Source organism: Bacillus sp. JJ1532 (genome assembly GCF_036965085.1).
Lineage (GTDB): Bacteria > Bacillota > Bacilli > Bacillales > Cytobacillaceae > Cytobacillus.
This window is the reverse complement of record NZ_JBALOW010000011.1, coordinates 15,311-33,124: the sequence shown is the minus strand read 5'-3', so window position 1 is coordinate 33,124 and position 17,814 is coordinate 15,311. Positions and strand designations below refer to the sequence as shown.

Annotated in this window: 19 protein-coding genes and 2 riboswitches; of the genes, 3 read left to right on the top strand and 16 right to left on the bottom strand. The window is 38.9% G+C overall.

Going from position 1 to position 17,814, the window contains the following annotated elements; translation table 11 throughout:
• Positions 1-158: 158 nt before the first annotated feature.
• The 8 genes from V7122_RS04660 to V7122_RS04625 all read right to left on the bottom strand — a co-directional run bounded on the left by V7122_RS04660 (position 159) and on the right by V7122_RS04625 (position 9,644).
• Positions 159-1,355 carry a phosphoglycerate dehydrogenase gene (locus tag V7122_RS04660; RefSeq protein ID WP_335344821.1) on the bottom strand — a complete coding sequence of 399 codons (1,197 nt, stop codon included), beginning with the start codon at positions 1,353-1,355 and terminating at the stop codon, positions 159-161.
• 116 nt (positions 1,356-1,471) lie between these two features.
• Positions 1,472-1,552, bottom strand: a riboswitch (glycine riboswitch).
• Between the two features lie 177 nt (positions 1,553-1,729).
• Positions 1,730-1,809, bottom strand: a riboswitch (ZMP/ZTP riboswitch).
• 154 nt (positions 1,810-1,963) lie between these two features.
• Positions 1,964-3,004: a GntG family PLP-dependent aldolase gene (locus V7122_RS04655; protein WP_335344822.1), complete on the bottom strand. Its 1,041-nt coding sequence runs from the start codon at positions 3,002-3,004 to the stop codon at positions 1,964-1,966.
• 94 nt (positions 3,005-3,098) lie between these two features.
• Positions 3,099-4,004 carry a methylisocitrate lyase gene (gene prpB, locus V7122_RS04650; protein WP_335353214.1) on the bottom strand — a complete coding sequence of 302 codons (906 nt, stop codon included), beginning with the start codon at positions 4,002-4,004 and terminating at the stop codon, positions 3,099-3,101.
• 12 nt (positions 4,005-4,016) lie between these two features.
• Positions 4,017-5,459 carry a bifunctional 2-methylcitrate dehydratase/aconitate hydratase gene (locus tag V7122_RS04645; protein WP_335344824.1) on the bottom strand — a complete coding sequence of 481 codons (1,443 nt, stop codon included), beginning with the start codon at positions 5,457-5,459 and terminating at the stop codon, positions 4,017-4,019.
• A gap of 52 nt (positions 5,460-5,511) precedes the next feature.
• On the bottom strand, positions 5,512-7,023 hold the full coding sequence (locus V7122_RS04640; protein ID WP_335344825.1) for a tripartite tricarboxylate transporter permease: 1,512 nt from the start codon (positions 7,021-7,023) through the stop codon (positions 5,512-5,514).
• Positions 7,024-7,037: 14 nt separating this feature from the next.
• Positions 7,038-7,529, bottom strand: coding sequence for a tripartite tricarboxylate transporter TctB family protein (locus V7122_RS04635; protein WP_335344826.1), 492 nt, complete (start codon positions 7,527-7,529; stop codon positions 7,038-7,040).
• Between the two features lie 19 nt (positions 7,530-7,548).
• Positions 7,549-8,577: a tripartite tricarboxylate transporter substrate binding protein gene (locus V7122_RS04630; protein ID WP_335344827.1), complete on the bottom strand. Its 1,029-nt coding sequence runs from the start codon at positions 8,575-8,577 to the stop codon at positions 7,549-7,551.
• Positions 8,578-8,720: 143 nt separating this feature from the next.
• Complete coding sequence (locus tag V7122_RS04625) at positions 8,721-9,644, bottom strand: LysR family transcriptional regulator (protein ID WP_335344828.1); 924 nt, start codon at positions 9,642-9,644, stop codon at positions 8,721-8,723.
• Positions 9,645-9,763: 119 nt separating this feature from the next.
• On the opposite strand from V7122_RS04625, the gene V7122_RS04620 reads away from it, so the two are divergent.
• On the top strand, positions 9,764-10,957 hold the full coding sequence (locus V7122_RS04620; protein ID WP_335353237.1) for a coenzyme F420-0:L-glutamate ligase: 1,194 nt from the start codon (positions 9,764-9,766) through the stop codon (positions 10,955-10,957).
• 104 nt (positions 10,958-11,061) lie between these two features.
• On the opposite strand, the gene V7122_RS04615 is transcribed toward V7122_RS04620, so the two are convergent.
• The 4 genes from V7122_RS04615 to V7122_RS04600 form a co-directional block, all read right to left on the bottom strand.
• Positions 11,062-11,841, bottom strand: a complete 780-nt coding sequence (locus tag V7122_RS04615; RefSeq protein ID WP_335347315.1) for a 2-keto-4-pentenoate hydratase — start codon at positions 11,839-11,841, stop codon at positions 11,062-11,064.
• Positions 11,842-11,862: 21 nt separating this feature from the next.
• On the bottom strand, positions 11,863-12,048 hold the full coding sequence (locus tag V7122_RS04610) for a 2-hydroxymuconate tautomerase (RefSeq protein ID WP_315666670.1): 186 nt from the start codon (positions 12,046-12,048) through the stop codon (positions 11,863-11,865).
• A 163-nt stretch (positions 12,049-12,211) separates the two neighbouring features.
• Positions 12,212-12,991, bottom strand: a complete 780-nt coding sequence (locus tag V7122_RS04605; RefSeq protein WP_335347316.1) for a DODA-type extradiol aromatic ring-opening family dioxygenase — start codon at positions 12,989-12,991, stop codon at positions 12,212-12,214.
• A gap of 27 nt (positions 12,992-13,018) precedes the next feature.
• On the bottom strand, positions 13,019-13,663 hold the full coding sequence (locus tag V7122_RS04600) for an alpha/beta hydrolase (protein ID WP_335347317.1): 645 nt from the start codon (positions 13,661-13,663) through the stop codon (positions 13,019-13,021).
• Between the two features lie 279 nt (positions 13,664-13,942).
• On the opposite strand from V7122_RS04600, the gene V7122_RS04595 reads away from it, so the two are divergent.
• Entirely contained in the window at positions 13,943-14,482 is a 540-nt protein-coding gene (locus V7122_RS04595; RefSeq protein ID WP_335347318.1) for a helix-turn-helix domain-containing protein, read from the top strand.
• Positions 14,483-14,591: 109 nt separating this feature from the next.
• On the opposite strand, the gene V7122_RS04590 is transcribed toward V7122_RS04595, so the two are convergent.
• Together V7122_RS04590 and V7122_RS04585 are read right to left on the bottom strand one after the other, a co-directional pair.
• Complete coding sequence (locus V7122_RS04590; RefSeq protein ID WP_335347319.1) at positions 14,592-14,972, bottom strand: VOC family protein; 381 nt, start codon at positions 14,970-14,972, stop codon at positions 14,592-14,594.
• Between the two features lie 56 nt (positions 14,973-15,028).
• Positions 15,029-15,925: a GNAT family N-acetyltransferase gene (locus tag V7122_RS04585; protein ID WP_335347320.1), complete on the bottom strand. Its 897-nt coding sequence runs from the start codon at positions 15,923-15,925 to the stop codon at positions 15,029-15,031.
• A gap of 84 nt (positions 15,926-16,009) precedes the next feature.
• Between V7122_RS04585 and V7122_RS04580 the strand changes: the two genes are divergently transcribed.
• Positions 16,010-16,201 (top strand): hypothetical protein, encoded by a 192-nt coding sequence (locus V7122_RS04580; protein WP_335347321.1) that lies wholly within the window; start codon positions 16,010-16,012, stop codon positions 16,199-16,201.
• On the opposite strand, the gene V7122_RS04575 is transcribed toward V7122_RS04580, so the two are convergent.
• On the bottom strand, positions 16,198-16,860 hold the full coding sequence (locus V7122_RS04575) for a CoA transferase subunit B (RefSeq protein WP_335525917.1): 663 nt from the start codon (positions 16,858-16,860) through the stop codon (positions 16,198-16,200). The two genes, V7122_RS04580 and V7122_RS04575, sit on opposite strands and share 4 nt — an antisense overlap.
• An 18-nt stretch (positions 16,861-16,878) precedes the next feature.
• Positions 16,879-17,568 (bottom strand): CoA transferase subunit A, encoded by a 690-nt coding sequence (locus tag V7122_RS04570; protein WP_335347323.1) that lies wholly within the window; start codon positions 17,566-17,568, stop codon positions 16,879-16,881.
• Positions 17,569-17,814 lie beyond the last annotated feature (246 nt).

Below are 17,814 nucleotides of genomic sequence, written 5' to 3'. Positions count from 1 at the left end.
AACCCTTCATGGCTTCCGTCATCTTAACCTGCTAAAACAAGCCTCATGAACCCTTCATGGATTTCCGTTTTCCATCTTAACCTGCTAAAACGAGCTTCATGAACTCTTTCTGGCAAAAAAAGACCAGCCCCCACCTTAAGAGGGCTAGTCTTTGTCAATTAAATCATCCGAACGGTCACAATTCCATCGATCTGGCTAATGATCTCTTCCAAACTCAACATAATTTCATTATCTACATTATTATCAATATCAATAATGGTATAAGCATAATCGCCACGGCTTCTATTCACCATGTCGGCGATGTTTAAATGATAGTTTGATATAGCAGATGTAATCTTTCCGACCATGTTTGGAATGTTTTGATGGAAAGCCGTCACACGCTGTTTTCCGGTATAAGGAAGAGCAGCATTGGGGAAATTCACTGAGTTTCTAACATTCCCTGTCTCTAGAAACTCCTTTAGCTGGCGGGCTGCCATAATCGCGCAATTCTCCTCGGATTCAACTGTAGAAGCACCAAGATGAGGGGTTGGAATCACGTTCTTCATTTTCATTACATTTTCATTTGGGAAATCTGTCATATACTTTCCTACTTTTCCGCTTTCAAGGGCAGCTGACATATCCTTTTCATTCACTAATTCACCTCGAGAAAAGTTCAAAATATAGACATCGTCCTTCATTAAGCTAAAGGTCGCTTCGTTGAACATTTCTCTTGTATCTTCCGTTAATGGAACATGGACGGTAATATAATCAGATTCAGCAAAAAGCTGTTCAATTGTCATCGCCCGCTGTACTTTGCGGGATAACTTCCAGGCAATATCAACAGAGATAAATGGGTCAAACCCAATGACATCCATGTCTAACTCAATCGCATCATTCGCCACAAGTGCGCCGATCGCTCCCAACCCAATGACGCCTAGAGTTTTCCCCTTAATTTCCTTCCCAACAAATTGCTTCTTGCCCGCTTCCACAAGCTTTGGAATTTGTTCTCCCTCGCCCGCTAACGTCTTAACCCAGCTCACTCCGGCAAAAAGGTTACGAGATGCAGCCATTAATGAAGTCAGCACCAATTCTTTCACCGCGTTGGCATTAGCACCTGGGGTATTAAATACAACAATCCCTTGCTCCGTGCACTTATCGACCGGAATGTTATTCACGCCCGCTCCTGCTCGCGAAATAGCCTTTAATTGTTTGCCGAATTCCATTGAATGCATATTAAAGCTGCGAACAACAATTGCATCAGGGTTCTCACTATCATTGTCAATTGTATAATGATTATTAAAAACTTTTAGTCCGCTTTCTGCGATGTTATTTAATGTTTTGATTGTCTTTGCTTTATTTACCACTGTTGTGCTCATCTTCACTTCTCCTCTTTATCGTATATTTATAACCTTGGAATCTAATAAAATAAAAAAGAGACTGGTGTTCTCCAATCTCTTCAGACATCAAAAAATAACAAATACCACAATACATTCGTTATTCTTCTGTCCTTTTGCCTGAGATTTTGAACCCTTCGGCGCTGCAGTCAACCTGCAGTCTCTCCAGAAGCTGCTCCTGCTATAGTGTGACCCATAACAATCATAGCTTTCTTCCTATTCACTTTTTAAAAACGTTCAAATATTGGGAAAAATCTGTATCTCTACAATAATAGAAATTAAAAGCTTTATCAACCATTAATTTTCTGAGCCATCCCTCCTGTATATACACAAAGAGGTAAGGGAATAAACTCCCTTACCTCTGCCCAGGCGAACGGCTAATCGATACTATGTGCTCCCCCACGGTTATCCGTTTTCGCCAGTTACACATAGCCTTTGAAATTGATACTATCTTATCAGATTCTTCTGAAACATTCAACCACTAATTATGTGGGTCAGAGGGACAGGTTCATGGTCCCGCCTTCGTTATTGATTGGAAGTAGTTTGTCCTCGCGTTCCTTAATTGGACACGGTTCCTGTCCCATTGTCCCTTACAATTCATTACAGTACCCATTAAAAATCTCTGCCGCTTTTTCTATATCATCTTTACTTATACCGCGGTATGTTGTCATTCTAACATATTTGTCTGACATGCTTTTAACCTTTAACCCACGCTCCATAAGATCCGATTCAAATTTTCCTGCTGAATATCCACTAGGCGAAACATCAACGACTACAATATTCGTTTGAACCATTCCGAGGTTTAATTTAATATTTTTATTCTCCGCAATTTTGCTTGCGAGTAAATAGGCATGTTCATGATCCTCTTTTAACCTTTGGGATTCCTCCGTTATCCCAAGAATTCCTGCGGCTGCAACAATACCAGATTGACGCATGCCTCCTCCAAGCAGCTTTCTCGTTGTTCTTGCCTGCTGTATAAATTCTTTACTTCCACAAAGCAGGGAACCGATCGGCGCGCTTAATCCTTTGGAAACACAAAACATAATGGAATCAACCGGGGCTACTAGCTCTTTAACTGATAGATTATAATAGGCAGCTGCATTAAATATTCTCGCTCCATCTAAATGAACAGGAATCTTGCATTCTTTTGCCAGTTTACAGATCACTTCTGTCTCCTGAGCAGACATACACGTACCGCCTTTGAAATTGTTTGAATTCTCCAAGCATAAAAGCTTTGTCTCTCCTTGTAAAAAAATAGATTTGAGGTTTTCTATTTTTGGAATCCCAAACTCATCTGTTTCATAAGAGACTGGTTGTAAACCAAAGTAGTTCTTCATGAAAGGTGATCTTTCACTTTTGTATATATGGCTGTTCTCCTCTATTGCTACAATATCCCCTCTGATACAGTGAGTCATCATAGCGATTATGTTTCCGATTGAGCCACTGTTACAAAACATGGCGTCTTCTTTCCCTGTTATGTTTGCTGCTAAGTCTTCAAGGGTATTGACGGTCGGGTCTTCTCCTTTTCCGTCTTGATTGCTTCTTCCGTCATCGCCTACTATCGCTTCATACATTGCCCTTCTCATTGCCCCAGTAGGCTTTGTTAACGTATCACTCCGTAAATCAACCAATATGACTTACCCACTTTCAAAGGGACAAGAGGTCAGGTTTATTGTCCCGCCTTCGTTTGAATTGGGACATAGTTCCCGTCCAAATGTCCCTCATTCATGTTTCCGTTAATATAGTTTTTGCAATTTTCGAGTCTAGTTTTTCGAATTCATAGTAACTGATTGTTTCATAAAGTTCTTTTCTTGTTTGCATTTTATTTAGGTAATTCTTTTGTGTACCATTGCTGCGAATTTCAGTAAAAACATCTTCTATTGCTTTTGCAGCAGTTCGAAGTGATGTAACTGGGTAAATAACCATGCTGTAACCAAATGATTCAAATTCGTTAGCATGAAAATAAGGCGTTTTTCCGAATTCTGTCATGTTGGCTAACAGCGGCGCCTTTATTCCATTCTTCACCTGCAGAAACTCCTCTTCATTCGTGAGTGCTTCTGGAAAAATAGCATCCGCTCCAGCTTCTACATACTTATTTGCCCGTTCAATTGCCTGATCGATTCCTTCAACAGCAACTGCGTCCGTTCTTGCAACAACAAGTAATGAAGGAGCTACTTCTTTAATAACCTTGATTTTTTGCATCATGTCTTCAACACTAATTAACTTTTTTCCATTAAGATGACCGCATTTCTTTGGCAGCTCCTGATCTTCTATTTGAACGGCAGCCACCTTTGCCTCCACCATTTCTCTTGCTGTTCTTGCTGTATTGAGAATCCCGCCAAAGCCTGTGTCGATATCTACGAGTACCGGTAAATTTGCAGCACGAATGAGGTCCTTAGCACGTGCAGCCATTTCTTCTGAAGTAACAATACCTAAATCTGGAAGACCGCGACTAGCTGTATAGGCTGCACCTGATAAATACAGTGCCTCGAAGCCAGTTTTTTTCGCAACAAGAGCGGTCATTCCATCATGCACTCCCGGTATCTGTAAAATAGTAGAATGTAACATTTTTTCACGAAACAGTTTGGCCAACTCTTCTTGACTTAGTTCTTTATCAACAATCCAAGGCATATGGATTCCCCCCTAGATTACTAATTTCGCCATGAAATCATTGACGTTTGTTTTACATAATTCATTGTGGTCTGTACATAATTGAAAGATTTCTCTTACTTGGTTTTGAGGGAAGCGCGTTTCTAAATTACTGCTGAATTTTTTAAATAATAATGGTATTCCCTCGTCTCTGCGGAAGCGGTGCCCAATTGGATATTCCCTGATAATCCTTTCAGTTGAAGTACCATCCTTGAAAAATATTTGAATCGCATTGGCGATTGATCGCTTATTTGAATCTAGATAATCCTCACTGTACTGTTTATTTTCAATAACCTCCATTTTTTCACGCAGGCGATCAATTCTAGGATCCTGTGAAGCTTCTTCTTCATAGTGATCTGAATTTATTGTTCCAAATAGGAGTCCAATTGCCGCTATATATTGCAGACAATGGTCTCTGTCTGCAGGATTATGAAGCGGACCTGTTTTATCAATAATTCTTATCGCTGACTCATGTGACGTTATAACGATTTTATCAATTTCATCTAAACGATTCACGATTTGCGGGTGAAGTTCAACCGCACATTCCGCAGCTGTTTGACCATGAAATTCTGCAGGAAACGAAATCTTAAATAAGATGTTTTCAATCACATAAGTGTCTAACGGTCTACTTAACGTAAGTTCCTTTCCAGCAAAAAGGACATCTTGGAATCCCCAATTCGGAGCCGTTAATGCTGTTCGATAGCCCATTTCACCTTTCATAGCCATCATCGCCAGCCGAACACCGCGGCTTGTTGCATCACCTGCTGCCCAAGACTTCCGTGAGCCTGTATTCGGAAAATGACGGTATGTTCTCAAGCTAGAATTATCAATCCATGCATTCGATAAGGCATTGATTATTTGTTCTTTTGTTCCCCCAAGCATAGCGGTTACCACAGCGGTTGTTGCAATCTTAACAAATAGAACATGATCTAGACCTTGACGATTCAAGCTATTTGTTAAGGCTAGTACTCCTTGAATTTCATGCGCTTTGACAATTGCTTCAAGTACACTGTCCATTGTGAGTGGGTCACTTCCTTCAGAAATCCGTTTCCGGCTTACATAATCAGCAACAGCAAGTATGCCACCTAAGTTATCGGAAGGATGTCCCCATTCGGCTGCTAGCCATGTGTCATTATAATCAAGCCAACGAATTGCACAGCCAATATTAAAAGCTGCTTGTACCGGATCTAATTCAAATTGTGTCCCTGGTACTCTGCTTCCATTTGGTACAACCGTTCCTGGGACAATTGGGCCAAGATGTTTTGTGCATTCCGGGTATCTCATTGCCAAAAATCCGCAGCCTAACGTATCCATGAGTACATATCTTGCTGTTTCAAATGCAGCCTCACTTGTTATTTGTTTATTTAAGACATATTCTGCAATGGTTTCTAATACTTCATCTACTTGAAGAGCTTTTGTTGATTCTAACTTTTGCATGAAACTAATCACCCTTTCTTCCTTATCAATACTAGTTAGGTGTTATATAGAGTTATAGCTGTTGGTCCATTGAATCATCAGCCACTTTTTTCTTTTTCCTATTCCTAAAGATCGGTACAATAAAGGAAAGGAATGCAATGACAAGTAATGTGCAAGCAATTGGCCTTTCTGCAAAAATCAGTAAGCTCCCGTTTGATATGGTCAAAGATTGACGTAAAGACTGTTCCATCATTCCGCCTAATATAAAGGCTAATAGCATAGGGGCTGCTGGAAATTTCAAGCTTGCCATAAAGAAACCGATAATTCCAAATAACACCAACAAATATAAATCAAATGTACTATAGCTTATTCCAAACACACCGATTAAACAAAATACGATGACGAGTGAAATCAGTAGCGGGCGCGGTATTTTTAATATTTTCGATATATATGGTATTAATGGAAGGTTCAATATTAGCAGAATAATATTCCCGATATACATACTCGCAATCACTCCCCAAAACACATCGGGGTGATCATTCATTAGTAATGGGCCCGGTTGGACCCCTAACACAATTAATGCCCCTAACATAACCGCTGTTGTTCCTGAACCTGGGATTCCTAAGCTTAATAAAGGAACAAAGGCACCACTAGAAGCTCCATTATTTGCAGCCTCTGGTCCGGCTAAACCGGCAATCGAACCTTTTCCAAACTCCTCTGGTTTTTTCGATAACTTCTTCTCAGAAATGTATCCTAGAAAGGAAGCAATGGTTCCGCCTGCACCAGGAAGAACGCCAATCAAAAAGCCTAAAACGGATTGCCTGCCCATTGGTCCAGCCATTTCCTTGTAATCTTGTTTTGTTAAATGTAAGCTTCCTAGTTTATTGCTGAAGATACTTTTTTCTTTCCGTTCCAATATTAATGAGCTAACCTCTGCTAATGCAAACAAACCAAGGGCTATAACTAGAAAGTCAATTCCTTCTAATAAATTTGTAATGCCAAAGGTATATCTCACAGTGCCTGTTTGTCCATCTATTCCTATCGTGGAAATCATAAACCCAATTGTGGCTGATATTAAAGCTTTTACTGTTGAACCTTCTGAGAAACTTGATACAGTCATTAAACCCATTAACATCAGTGCAAAATATTCAGCAGGACCAAATGATATGGCAAGATTTGCAAGAACCGGTGCAAAAAGTGTTAAAAGAACAACACTTACTGTACCTCCTACAAAGGAAGCGATTGCGGCAATGGCCAATGCCTTACCCGCTTTCCCCTGTTTTGCCATTGGATATCCATCGAAGGTAGTTGGAACAGACATTGATTCTCCAGGTGCATTCAGTAAGATAGAAGAAGCTGCACCACCGTAAGCAGCGCCATAATAAACTCCTGCCATTAACAATAAGGCCATTGCAGGATCCATTCCATACGTAATCGGGATCATCACAGCAATAGCTGTTATTGGACCTAAACCAGGAATCATCCCAATAAGTGTTCCGATAACTGCACCAATAAATACAAATAAGAGGCCATGCAGGCTTAACGCTACTTTAAAGCCAGTTATGATTCCTTCAAAAATATCCAATGTAACCCTCCTCCCTAAAAAGGTAAAATGCCTTTTGGTAAGCTAATTTGTAAGAATGAATTAAATAAAAGATAGATAAAAAGAGGGATCGATAGAGATACAATGACATTTGAAAGCCATTTTTTGTATCCAAGAAATCGAGAATTAAGGAAAAGAAATAAGGCAGTTGTAATGATAAACCCTAGTATTTCAAGAAAGAAAATATAGAGCAATACAAAACTAAGAACAGTTAAAATTACCTTCCCTTCCCCTTTTGGAAGTTTTCTGCCTTCGCCTTTTTGTTCATCCTTATTGAAGTAAAGTAAGATTGATAAAAACAAAAGAATAAATCCAAGTGTAATCGGAACTGCATCGGAGTCTACTGGAACATAAGGAAAAGCTGGTAAACGAAGGCTTAACACTAAATAGCCAATGGATATCAATGCTAAAAAAACGGATATTTTTTTATTCAATGTATTTAACACGCTTGCACCACCTTTTGGAAAGGAGCCAATGAATTGATCCATTGGCTCCCTATTGCATTCCTTATTTTCCTATGCCTAATTCATCTAATAGCTCTTTCATGGCTACTTTTTCTTTTGTCAAAAATTCAACATATTCTTTGTTGTTCATATACATTTCAGACCATCCATATTGCTCTCGTATTTTCGCCCAGCCTGCAGAATCACTTAACTCCTTAAATTTCTTCTCATAGTAGTCTAGTGCGGCTTGATCCATTTCCGGCGGCCCAAAGAAACCTCTCCAGTTAATGAACGTAGCATCAATTCCTTGCTCTTTTACTGTTGGGAAGTCTTTTAACACTTCACCAGATAGACGTTCTTCTGAGGTCACACCTAATACCTTAATTTTCCCTGCCTTTACTTGCTCTACCGTTTCAGCTACACCTGTTGAAAAAACTTGTACACTGCCATTTAACAATTGAGTAAGTGCACCACCATCTTGATCTGATACATATTTTATTTTCTTAATGTCTACTCCAGCAGCCTTTGCTACTTTAATGAATTGAATGTGGTCCATGCTTCCTGGAGAAGATGCTCCAACAATCGAAATGCTAGATGGATCCTTTTTCATGTCCTCAAATAATTCATTTAAATTATTCCATTTTGCATCTGCCTTAACGGCAATCGCTGCATAATCCGCAATCAGGTTAGAAATTGGTGTGAAATCCTCGAAATCAAACTCAGATTGTCCGTTAAGCGGAACTAAAAGCATAGGCGGCGAAGTAACGAACAAGTTATATGGGCTATCCTTTTTGCTATGAATGTACGCCCAAGCAATTGCTCCTCCACCTCCAGGTTTGTTTACTACTCCTAAGCTTTGCTCGATAATCTTCTCTTCTTCAAAGACTTTTGCTGCCATACGCGCAGTTGTATCCCAACCGCCTCCAGGACCAGCAGGTGCAACGATTTCAATAGCCTTTTCTGGTTCCCACGTTTTCTCTGGCTTTTCTTCATTTGGTTTTTCTTCCTCTGGCTTTTTTGTAGCAGAATCACTTGAACATGCAGCTACAAATAGTAGTAAAAGTACAGACATAATTGAAAGAATCTTTCTCATGAATCCCCCTCCAAATTTTTTATTCCTTAATGAGAAAATCAAACCTTACTCCTAATCATATGTAGCCATTTTCAAAATAATTAAATAGATTTTGGAATATTTGGATTATTTCGTTTGCGGCAACCAAAAAAATACACCTCTTATTAATTAGAGGTGTTTAAAGAATATGGTATTTTCTTTCCGTCTTTTTTATTTTCAATAATATCCACAAATTTAGTAGATGCTGGCGAAAGTGGAACACTTTTCAGAAAACAGACACCTATATCGCGTTTTGGTATTTCCTCAATAAGCTTGATTTCATACAATAATCCTTTATTTAAATAACTTAGTGAAAATTCCTTCGTCACACAGGCAATCCCTAGATTAATTTTTGCAAATTCCAAAAGTAGATCATGTGAGCCTAATTCGAATTCAGGGGATATTTGTATACCTTTGGATAGTAAATAATCTTCAACATAGTTTCTGGAATTTGAATTATCTAGAAAAATTAAAGGCAGCTTGACTAATTTCTGGATACTCACGGCTTCAGATAATAGGGCCTTATATTTTTCTCCGCATACAAAGATATCGTGGACTTCAAGGCATGGCCTTAACTCTAGCGCAGGGTCATCAATCGGGAAATTACAAACAGCCACATCGACCTCTCCCGATTTGAGCAAAGAGCAGATTTCTAATGTCGTCCCATTCACAATCTTAAATTTAATATTGGGATAATTATTGTGAAAAACCTCTAAATATGGAAGTAAAAAATATCTGGAGATCGTGTCCCCAACACCAATCTTTAATTCTCCCGTAGTTAAATTTTTAAATTCTAGTATTTTTTCCTCTCCTACATCTATTAAATTAATAGCTGAATGAGTATATTCAAATAATAGTTTGCCCTCATCAGTGAAGGTAACCCCTTTAGGAGTCCGATTAAAAAGGCGTGTATCCAATTCTTTTTCTAATTGCATGATGCTTTGACTAACGGCAGGCTGTGTCATGTAAAGCTCTTTCGCCGCCTTAGAAAAACTTTTGCAATTTCCAACTTTACAAAAAACCTTATATAAATCTAATTTACTTACCACATAACCACTCCTTATATCCACTATTAGATATATTAATTTTACTTATACCATTAAAGAGGTGTATAGTACAAGTGGATATTATGGAAATTAAGCCTAACAGTCATAAGGGAGCGATTATATTGGAAAGAGTAGTTGGAACTGTTGTTAGAGGCCTTCGTTGCCCCATCATCAATCAAGGGGACAATATTGAAGAAATTGTTGTAGATAGTGTGCTAAAGGCTGCAGAAGTTGAAGGCTTTAGCATTAAAGATAAAGATATTGTAACCGTAACGGAATCCATTGTTGCTCGTGCACAAGGAAACTATGCGACAGTCGATCATATTGCTCAAGATGTTCGTTCAAAATTTGGTGATGAAACAATTGGGGTCATTTTCCCTATCTTAAGCCGCAATCGCTTTGCCATCTGTCTTCGCGGTATTGCAAAAGGGGCAGCAAAGAAAATTGTATTAATGCTCAGCTATCCGTCTGATGAAGTAGGAAATCATCTAGTAGATATCGATTTGCTTGATGAAAAGGGTGTAAATCCTTGGACAGATGTTTTAACTGAGGACCAATTCCGTGACCTTTTTGGCTATAACAAACATACGTTTACCGGTGTTGATTATATTGATTACTATAAATCATTAGTAAAAGAATACGGTGTTGAATGTGAAGTCATCTTCTCTAATAACCCGAAAACCATTTTAGAATATACAAAGAATGTTCTTACTTGTGATATCCATACAAGATTTAGAACTAAGAGAATCTTAAAAGCTAATGGCGGCGAAAAAATTTATAGTCTTGATAATATCTTATCAGCTTCTATTGATGGTAGCGGCTGTAATGAAGATTACGGTCTGCTTGGATCTAATAAAGCAACTGAAGACAGCGTGAAGCTATTCCCGCGCAATTGCCAGCCAACCGTTGATCATATTCAGCAAATGCTTAAAGAAAAGACTGGAAAAGTCGTTGAAGTGATGGTTTATGGAGACGGCGCCTTTAAGGATCCTGTCGGGAAAATTTGGGAGCTTGCGGATCCAGTTGTATCGCCTGCTTACACATCCGGTCTTGATGGAACTCCTAATGAAATAAAGCTGAAGTATCTTGCTGATAACAACTTTGCTGATTTAAAAGGGGAAGAGCTGAAAAAGGCAATCTCCGAATTTATTAATAATAAAGAATCAGACCTTGTAGGATCTATGGAATCACAAGGAACGACCCCTAGAAAATTAACTGACCTGATTGGCTCTCTATCCGATTTAACTTCAGGCAGCGGAGATAAAGGAACACCGATTATCTTTATCCAAGGATATTTTGATAACTATACGAAATAAGACTAATTAAAATAAAACTAGATGCCAAGCAGTTTACGGCATCTAGTTTTTTTCCATTATTAGTGGGGTATAAATTTTGGCTTAAGCCTTGCCTTTAATCATGATTAACGAATATAAAGTGATATTTCACTCATTCCCTCAAATTTTGAAGTCACATGATCGCCTTTCGTTAACAAGATCGCCTCTGTGATTCCTCCAGTGAAGATGATAGAGCCTTTCGGGATTTTGCCCTTTCCTTGGCAAAATAGCATATTGGCTAACATCGCAACAGAGTTGGCTGGATTGCCTAAAACGTCCGCACTTGTCCCACTAGCTTTTATTTCCCCATTTATAGATAGTGTAACCCCAATCTTTTCAAGATCGAATTGTTTAGGATCGAAAACTTTATTTCCCATAACAACCCTAGAGGCAGATGTATTATCTGCAACTACATCAGGCAGCTTAAACTTAAAATTTTCATACCGGCTATCAATGATCTCAAAAGCAGGCTGAATTCCCTTCGTTTTGGCCATCACTTCTGCTCCTGTAACCCCTGGCCCTTCAATATCTTCACCAAGTATAAAGGCAATTTCCGCCTCCACTTTCGGATGAATGAATTCCTCTATGAAGATTTCCCCCTTGTCATGTACTCTCATATAGTCAAACACTGCCCCATAGATCGGCTGGTCTATATTCATTTGCTTCATCTTTGCTTCACTGGTTATACCCATTTTATAAGCAAAAAAGGTACTTCCCTGATTCTTCTTTATTTGGATTAGCTCGTCTTGAACAAGATAGCCCATAGATAAATTAAACTCAGGGAGTTGAGAGGTAATACAGGAAGTTGCATAATTGTTTTCTTCAGCACTTACTAGCATTTCAGCCAGCTGTTTGTAATTAATCAAAAGAATCCTCCTATCCCAATTCTACATCTCGCTTTTTAATTGATCTCCGACTGCATAATAATTTTTTGGAACTTCGTTTACGTAAACACGAATGGTCGATAAAGGGGCACCAAGTGATTCATGAACCGTACGGGCTACATCGCGAATGCATTGTTCAACTGCTTCTGGTTCTCTTCCCTCGAGCAGAGTAATTTGAATAATCGGCATCTTGCTTCCTCCTTCTATTAAAAAAGACGGCATTACCTCCATTTGAAGTAACGCCATCCAGTATTAAGCGGCTTTGCTATTTTGACTATTATTTTCTGACCTATTAAACATCAATTGATCAAGTGCAAACATTTTACTGCCGTTGATTTTTCGTAAATATATCTCAGCCAAATTGCCAAACACTATGACTAAGATTTCCATATCGGTAGCTGCGGTGTAATAGTTTTGCTGTTTTCTGATCATCTGCCGCACCCATTGCGTAGAAGATCGGCACAAAATGCTCATTGCCATATGGCGGAACTGCTAAACTAGCGGCAGGTGCTAATGACTGATACTTGTAAAGTGATGCTAGGTCCCAATTTTTCAAATGACTTGCCAGCCACTCGTCAAAATTTAATGCCCAATCATCTACTTCTCCATTATCTGCCCAATTCAGCGCTCTTAGATTATGAACCGTTCCCCCACTGCCGATGATTAAAACATCCTTCTTCCTTAACTCCGCTAAGGATTTCCCAATCTTATACTGCTCCTCTGGTGAAAGCCGCAGATTAACGGACATCGAGATGACAGGAATGTCGGCATTTGGGTACAGTAACCTCAGAACTACCCATGCTCCGTGATCTAAACCGCGCTTGGCATCAACTTCATAAGAGATCCCCTGTTTCTCAAATAACTCTTGAATTTCCTTCGCAATCTCCTGATCTCCCTTTGCCGGATATTGAATGCGAAACAATTCTTCAGAAAATCCGCCAAAATCATAGATTGTGCTATATTGATCGACATTGCTCACTTTTTGAGCACTTGACTCCCAATGAGCTGAAAATAAAATAATCGCCTTTGGTCTTGGCCATGTGCTGCCTAATTCATTTAAAAACTGAGTATACTCATTTGTCTCAATGGCTATTAATGGCGCTCCATGAGCAATAAAATATGATGGAAGCATAATATCATCTCCTTTGTGAGTAATCTGTTATTTCTTTAATGAATCCTGCAGCCACTTCATGTAATCCTGAAAGTTTTGCAAAGATACGGTATGTCCTTCTTGATACGTTTTAAACGTGACACTTGCACCTAATGCTTGAAAATACTCTTTATTTGCGACTCCCCACTCATATGGCAGTACTTGATCCATTTCTCCATGAGAAATAAATAGGGACATATGATTCACTGGTTTTACGTTATAATCCTCTTTGACGAATCCGGGAATATATCCGCTTAAGGCAATAATCCCCTTAATTCTCTCCCCTAATGTCAAACCGAGTGTCATCGAAAGGATTGCTCCCTGGCTAAAGCCCATTAAGTAAAGCTGGCTTGAATCTAAAGGATACTGATCAGACGCATACTCAATAAAACTCGTCAGGTTAGTAATCGCTTGATCAAACACCTCTCTATGCGGTCTTCCATAGCCTTGAATCGTAAAGAAAGCAAATCCAGGCGGATGCTCCAAATGACCCCGAATACTAAAAATAAAAAATTCCTCTTCTAACCCATTTACCAATGACAGCATGTTTTGCTCGTTGCTTCCGATTCCATGCATCACAAAAAGGGCAGGATAAGTTTTATTAGGAGCAACCTCTTTCGGTCGACGAAGCTCATAAACCATCGGTGAATTCATTTCTCATCATCCATTCTATTTATTTTTATTTGCTAGTAGCTTTCCTCTATTGATCAGACCTAATCAACAATTTGTTTTAAATCGCTATTGTTTCTAAATAGATAAATTAGATTCATATAAGAATACTAAAAGATAAAAAAATAATACTAAGTAAGCTTTTGTATTCCCATATGAATATTAATTGTCTATAAGATAACAATACCTATAGTAGATTGTCAATATTTTTTTTGCTAAGATAGAATTATGTTTTTTATTAGGAAACATTAGAGGGTGGTTCATTTGGAAATTGGATCAAAGATACGTGCCATACGTAATAGAAAAAAAATTACCATAGCTCAAATGTGTGAGGGCACTGGACTATCTAAAGGATTTATTAGCAACGTGGAAAATAATAATACATCTCCATCCATAAGCACTTTGCAAACTATTGCAGGCTTTCTTGGGGTACCTTTACCTTACTTATTACTAGAAAAACAGCAGCATATGAGAGTAGTAAGGAAAAATGAAAGAATGTACTCTACTTATAACAATCTGAAAATAGAGCATGTGACATCCAAAGGCGGTCTAAGAATGATGCTGGTGGAATTTCCCCCTGGAGCTTCGATGGGGGAAGCAAATGCCCATGAAGGGGAGGAAAGTCATTTAGTACTGGAGGGTAAGGTTCTTGCCGAGCAGGGCGAGGACTCCATCATCGCAGAAGAGGGAGACTCCTTCAGTTGGAATGCCAGCTGCCCACATTTTGTGAAAAATATTGGAGATGGAAAAGCAGTTGTACTAATATCGATCTATTCAGATTCTGAGCTCAATGATTTTTTCTAGTTACTGCGGTCAGTTTCTATTCTTAATAAAAAAAGTGACCATATATGAAAGAACTGCACCCCCAATTTTAGACACGATATCTAAAATTGGAGGTGCAGTTCAATAGCGGTCACTTTTTTTCCATGATGGCAAAGTAATTTTTCTCATCATCAGCAAAGTTAAATACTCTGCCTGAAGGCATGTTTACAATTTCTCCTACCGTGACATGTTTATCAGAAAGATCTTTATACAATTGATCCAGGTTTTCCGTGAAGAACATTAACGATGGAGTGCCAAGATTTAATTCCGGCTGCATTTTGGCTATTAACTCCTTATTGTGAAGAACAATACTTGTTTCCGCTCCCTGTGACGGAGCAATTTCAATCCATCTCAATCCCTGGCCATTATCTTGATCAGAAACTACGATAAATCCGACCTTTTCTGTCCAAAATTTCACTGATTCCTCTTGATTATTAACGTATAACATAATTTGACCGACTTGTGTAACCATCTACATATCATCCCTTCAGTTTATTATGGAACATGGTCCCAATTGTATTATGTTATTTATAACAAATTATACTTATAACATGCAACGGCATGAACCTGTTCAAATCCCTCTTGAACATATAAAGCTTTTGCCCGTTCATTTTCAGCATTGACGCATAGGAACGTCCTATTATAGGATTTCTTTTTAGCAAAATCCAGCGCCGCTCTTAAAAGACTTCTGCCAAGACCTTGTCCTTGATAATCTGGCAGGATGGCAAGTGGTCCAATATTCATAATCGGAGAATCTTCATACTCATCCTTAGATCCCCTGACAACACCTATAGGTTTTTCCCCATGATACAATATTTTCATTCCATCTTCTATATAATCACTGGCTGAAATCATTTTCGTAACCATTTCTGGTGTGACGGGCGTTTCACTCCCCTGAAGTTTAGCAAACCCCGCATTTCTGACTTCACACCACACTTCTTCATCCATGCCTGGTCTAAACGGTCTTATTTCATAATTGCTCGGCAAAGCGAAAGGGGGAATCTCTAAATCTCCTCTGACAAGCAGGTAAGAATATCTTTCTACTGTAAAATCTAATCCAGCTATACTCTTCATTAATGGCTCATTTTCCAAAGGGATAAATACAAAGACTTGATCTAATCCTTCTGTATGTTTTTTAATCGCCTGCATGAGCAAACTGTAACATTCACTATCCGCTATTTCCGAATGGAAAATTCTAAATCGTGCCTTCTTTCCTCTTCTATGATAATCATCTATGATTAGAGAAGCAGCCGCTACTATCTTACCTGTTTGATCTGAAATGATGTAAGTAGGATTTTCATCATTTACTTCAAAACTCGCTAAATCTTCATCATATAGATATGAATCATCTATCTCCATTTTATGTTTCTTACAATAAGAAATGAAATCTCCAATTCTCCCGCTATTTAAATATTCTACTTTCAAATGGTCTCCCCCCTTAATCTCAAGAACCCTTTCTTTACCCAGTATAATTAATTTATCTAAAAATTAGAATGGGGGAAAAAAGATATGGCAGCTTTAAATGAGGACCTCAATGTTGATTTCATTTCTTATCTTACGAGTGATAGGGGGTACTTCCGTTATTTTGCTTACTACAGGTTGCGCGAAGCCCTATTTATGGAAAAAAACAAGGCATTCCCGGCAGATCAAAAACTAAAAGGTGAAAGGGTTTATCCCTTTCACCTTTTTACATTTCATTAAAATGCTTCTAGCTTAACATCATCAGCTATTTCAAGCTTTGGCTCTGTTACGGCGACAATATCATCAATGGTATAGCCCTTTGCCACTTCAACTAATTTTAAGCCGTTTTCAGTTACATCAATCACGGCACGGTCCGTAATAATACGGTTTACAACACCCATACCTGTTAACGGTAAGGAACACTCATTTAATATCTTCGGCTGCCCATCTTTATTCACATGGTCCATTATGACGATAATTTTTTTGGCACCATGCACGAGGTCCATTGCACCGCCCATCCCTTTAATCATTTTCCCAGGGATCATCCAATTGGCAAGGTCACCCTTCACAGAAACCTCCATTCCGCCAAGAATGGCAATATCAATATGGCCTCCGCGAATCATCGCAAATGATTCTGCGCTGGTGAAGTATGAAGCTCCTTTAATGGCCGTAACGGTTTCTTTTCCGGCATTGATTAAATCAGGATCAACCTGATTTTCCGTTGGATAAGGTCCAATGCCTAGCAGCCCATTTTCCGATTGTAAAACGACCTGCTTCCCTTCTGGGATATAATTGGCAACCATCGTTGGAATTCCAATTCCTAAATTCACGTAGAAACCGCTTTCAATTTCTTTTTCAGCACGCCTTGCAATTTTTTCCCTCGTTGATATTTTGGACATAATTTTTACTCCTTTCTTCTATTTTTGTACTGTTAGTCTCTCAATCTTTTTCTCTTGATTCCCAACAATTAATGCTTGAACATAAATACTAGGTGTGTGAATTTGATCGGGATCCAGTTCCCCAACTTCAACTAATTTCTCCACTTCAGCTATTGTTACTTTTCCAGCAGCAGCAATCATCGGATTGAAATTTCTTGCCGTTTTGTTATACACGAGATTGCCCATTTTATCCCCGATGGAAGCCCGAACTAAGGAAAAGTCTGCTGTCATCCCTCTTTCAAGCAGGTAAGCTTTCCCGTCAAATTCGCGGACCTCTTTTCCTTCTGCAATCGGTGTTCCTACCCCGGCCGGAGTATAGAAAGCTGGTATTCCTGCTCCGCCTGCTCGAATCCGTTCAGCCAGTGTTCCTTGTGGGACAAGCTCTACCTCAATTTCACCGGAAAGCACCTGCCGTTCGAATTCCTTGTTCTCCCCAACATATGAACCAACCATCTTTTTGATCTGTTTATTCTTCAAAAGTAAACCAAGACCCCAATCATCAACGCCGCAGTTATTGGAAATAACCGTAAGATCCTTTACTCCTGTTTGCACTAATGCCAGAATTAAATTCTCTGGAATCCCGACTAATCCAAAGCCCCCAACCATAATGGTCGCACCATCTTTAATGTCCTTTACAGCTTCAGTAAATGATGTAAGAATGGTTTTCATTGCTTCACATCCCCTTTAATTTTTTCAATAATGGCTATTGCGCCTTGACCGGGCTAATACGAGACGAACCTTACCTATCTTCGCTAGGTTTCTAGCCGCGCCAGCACCAATGCCAAAAGGCAATTAACTCACTGTTAACTATTTTGAAAATTCACAAAATGCCAAAAGGCAATTAACTCACTGTTGACTATTTTGAAAATTCACAAATTACCCATATAATTAATACTTTACAGCCATCATTTCTAT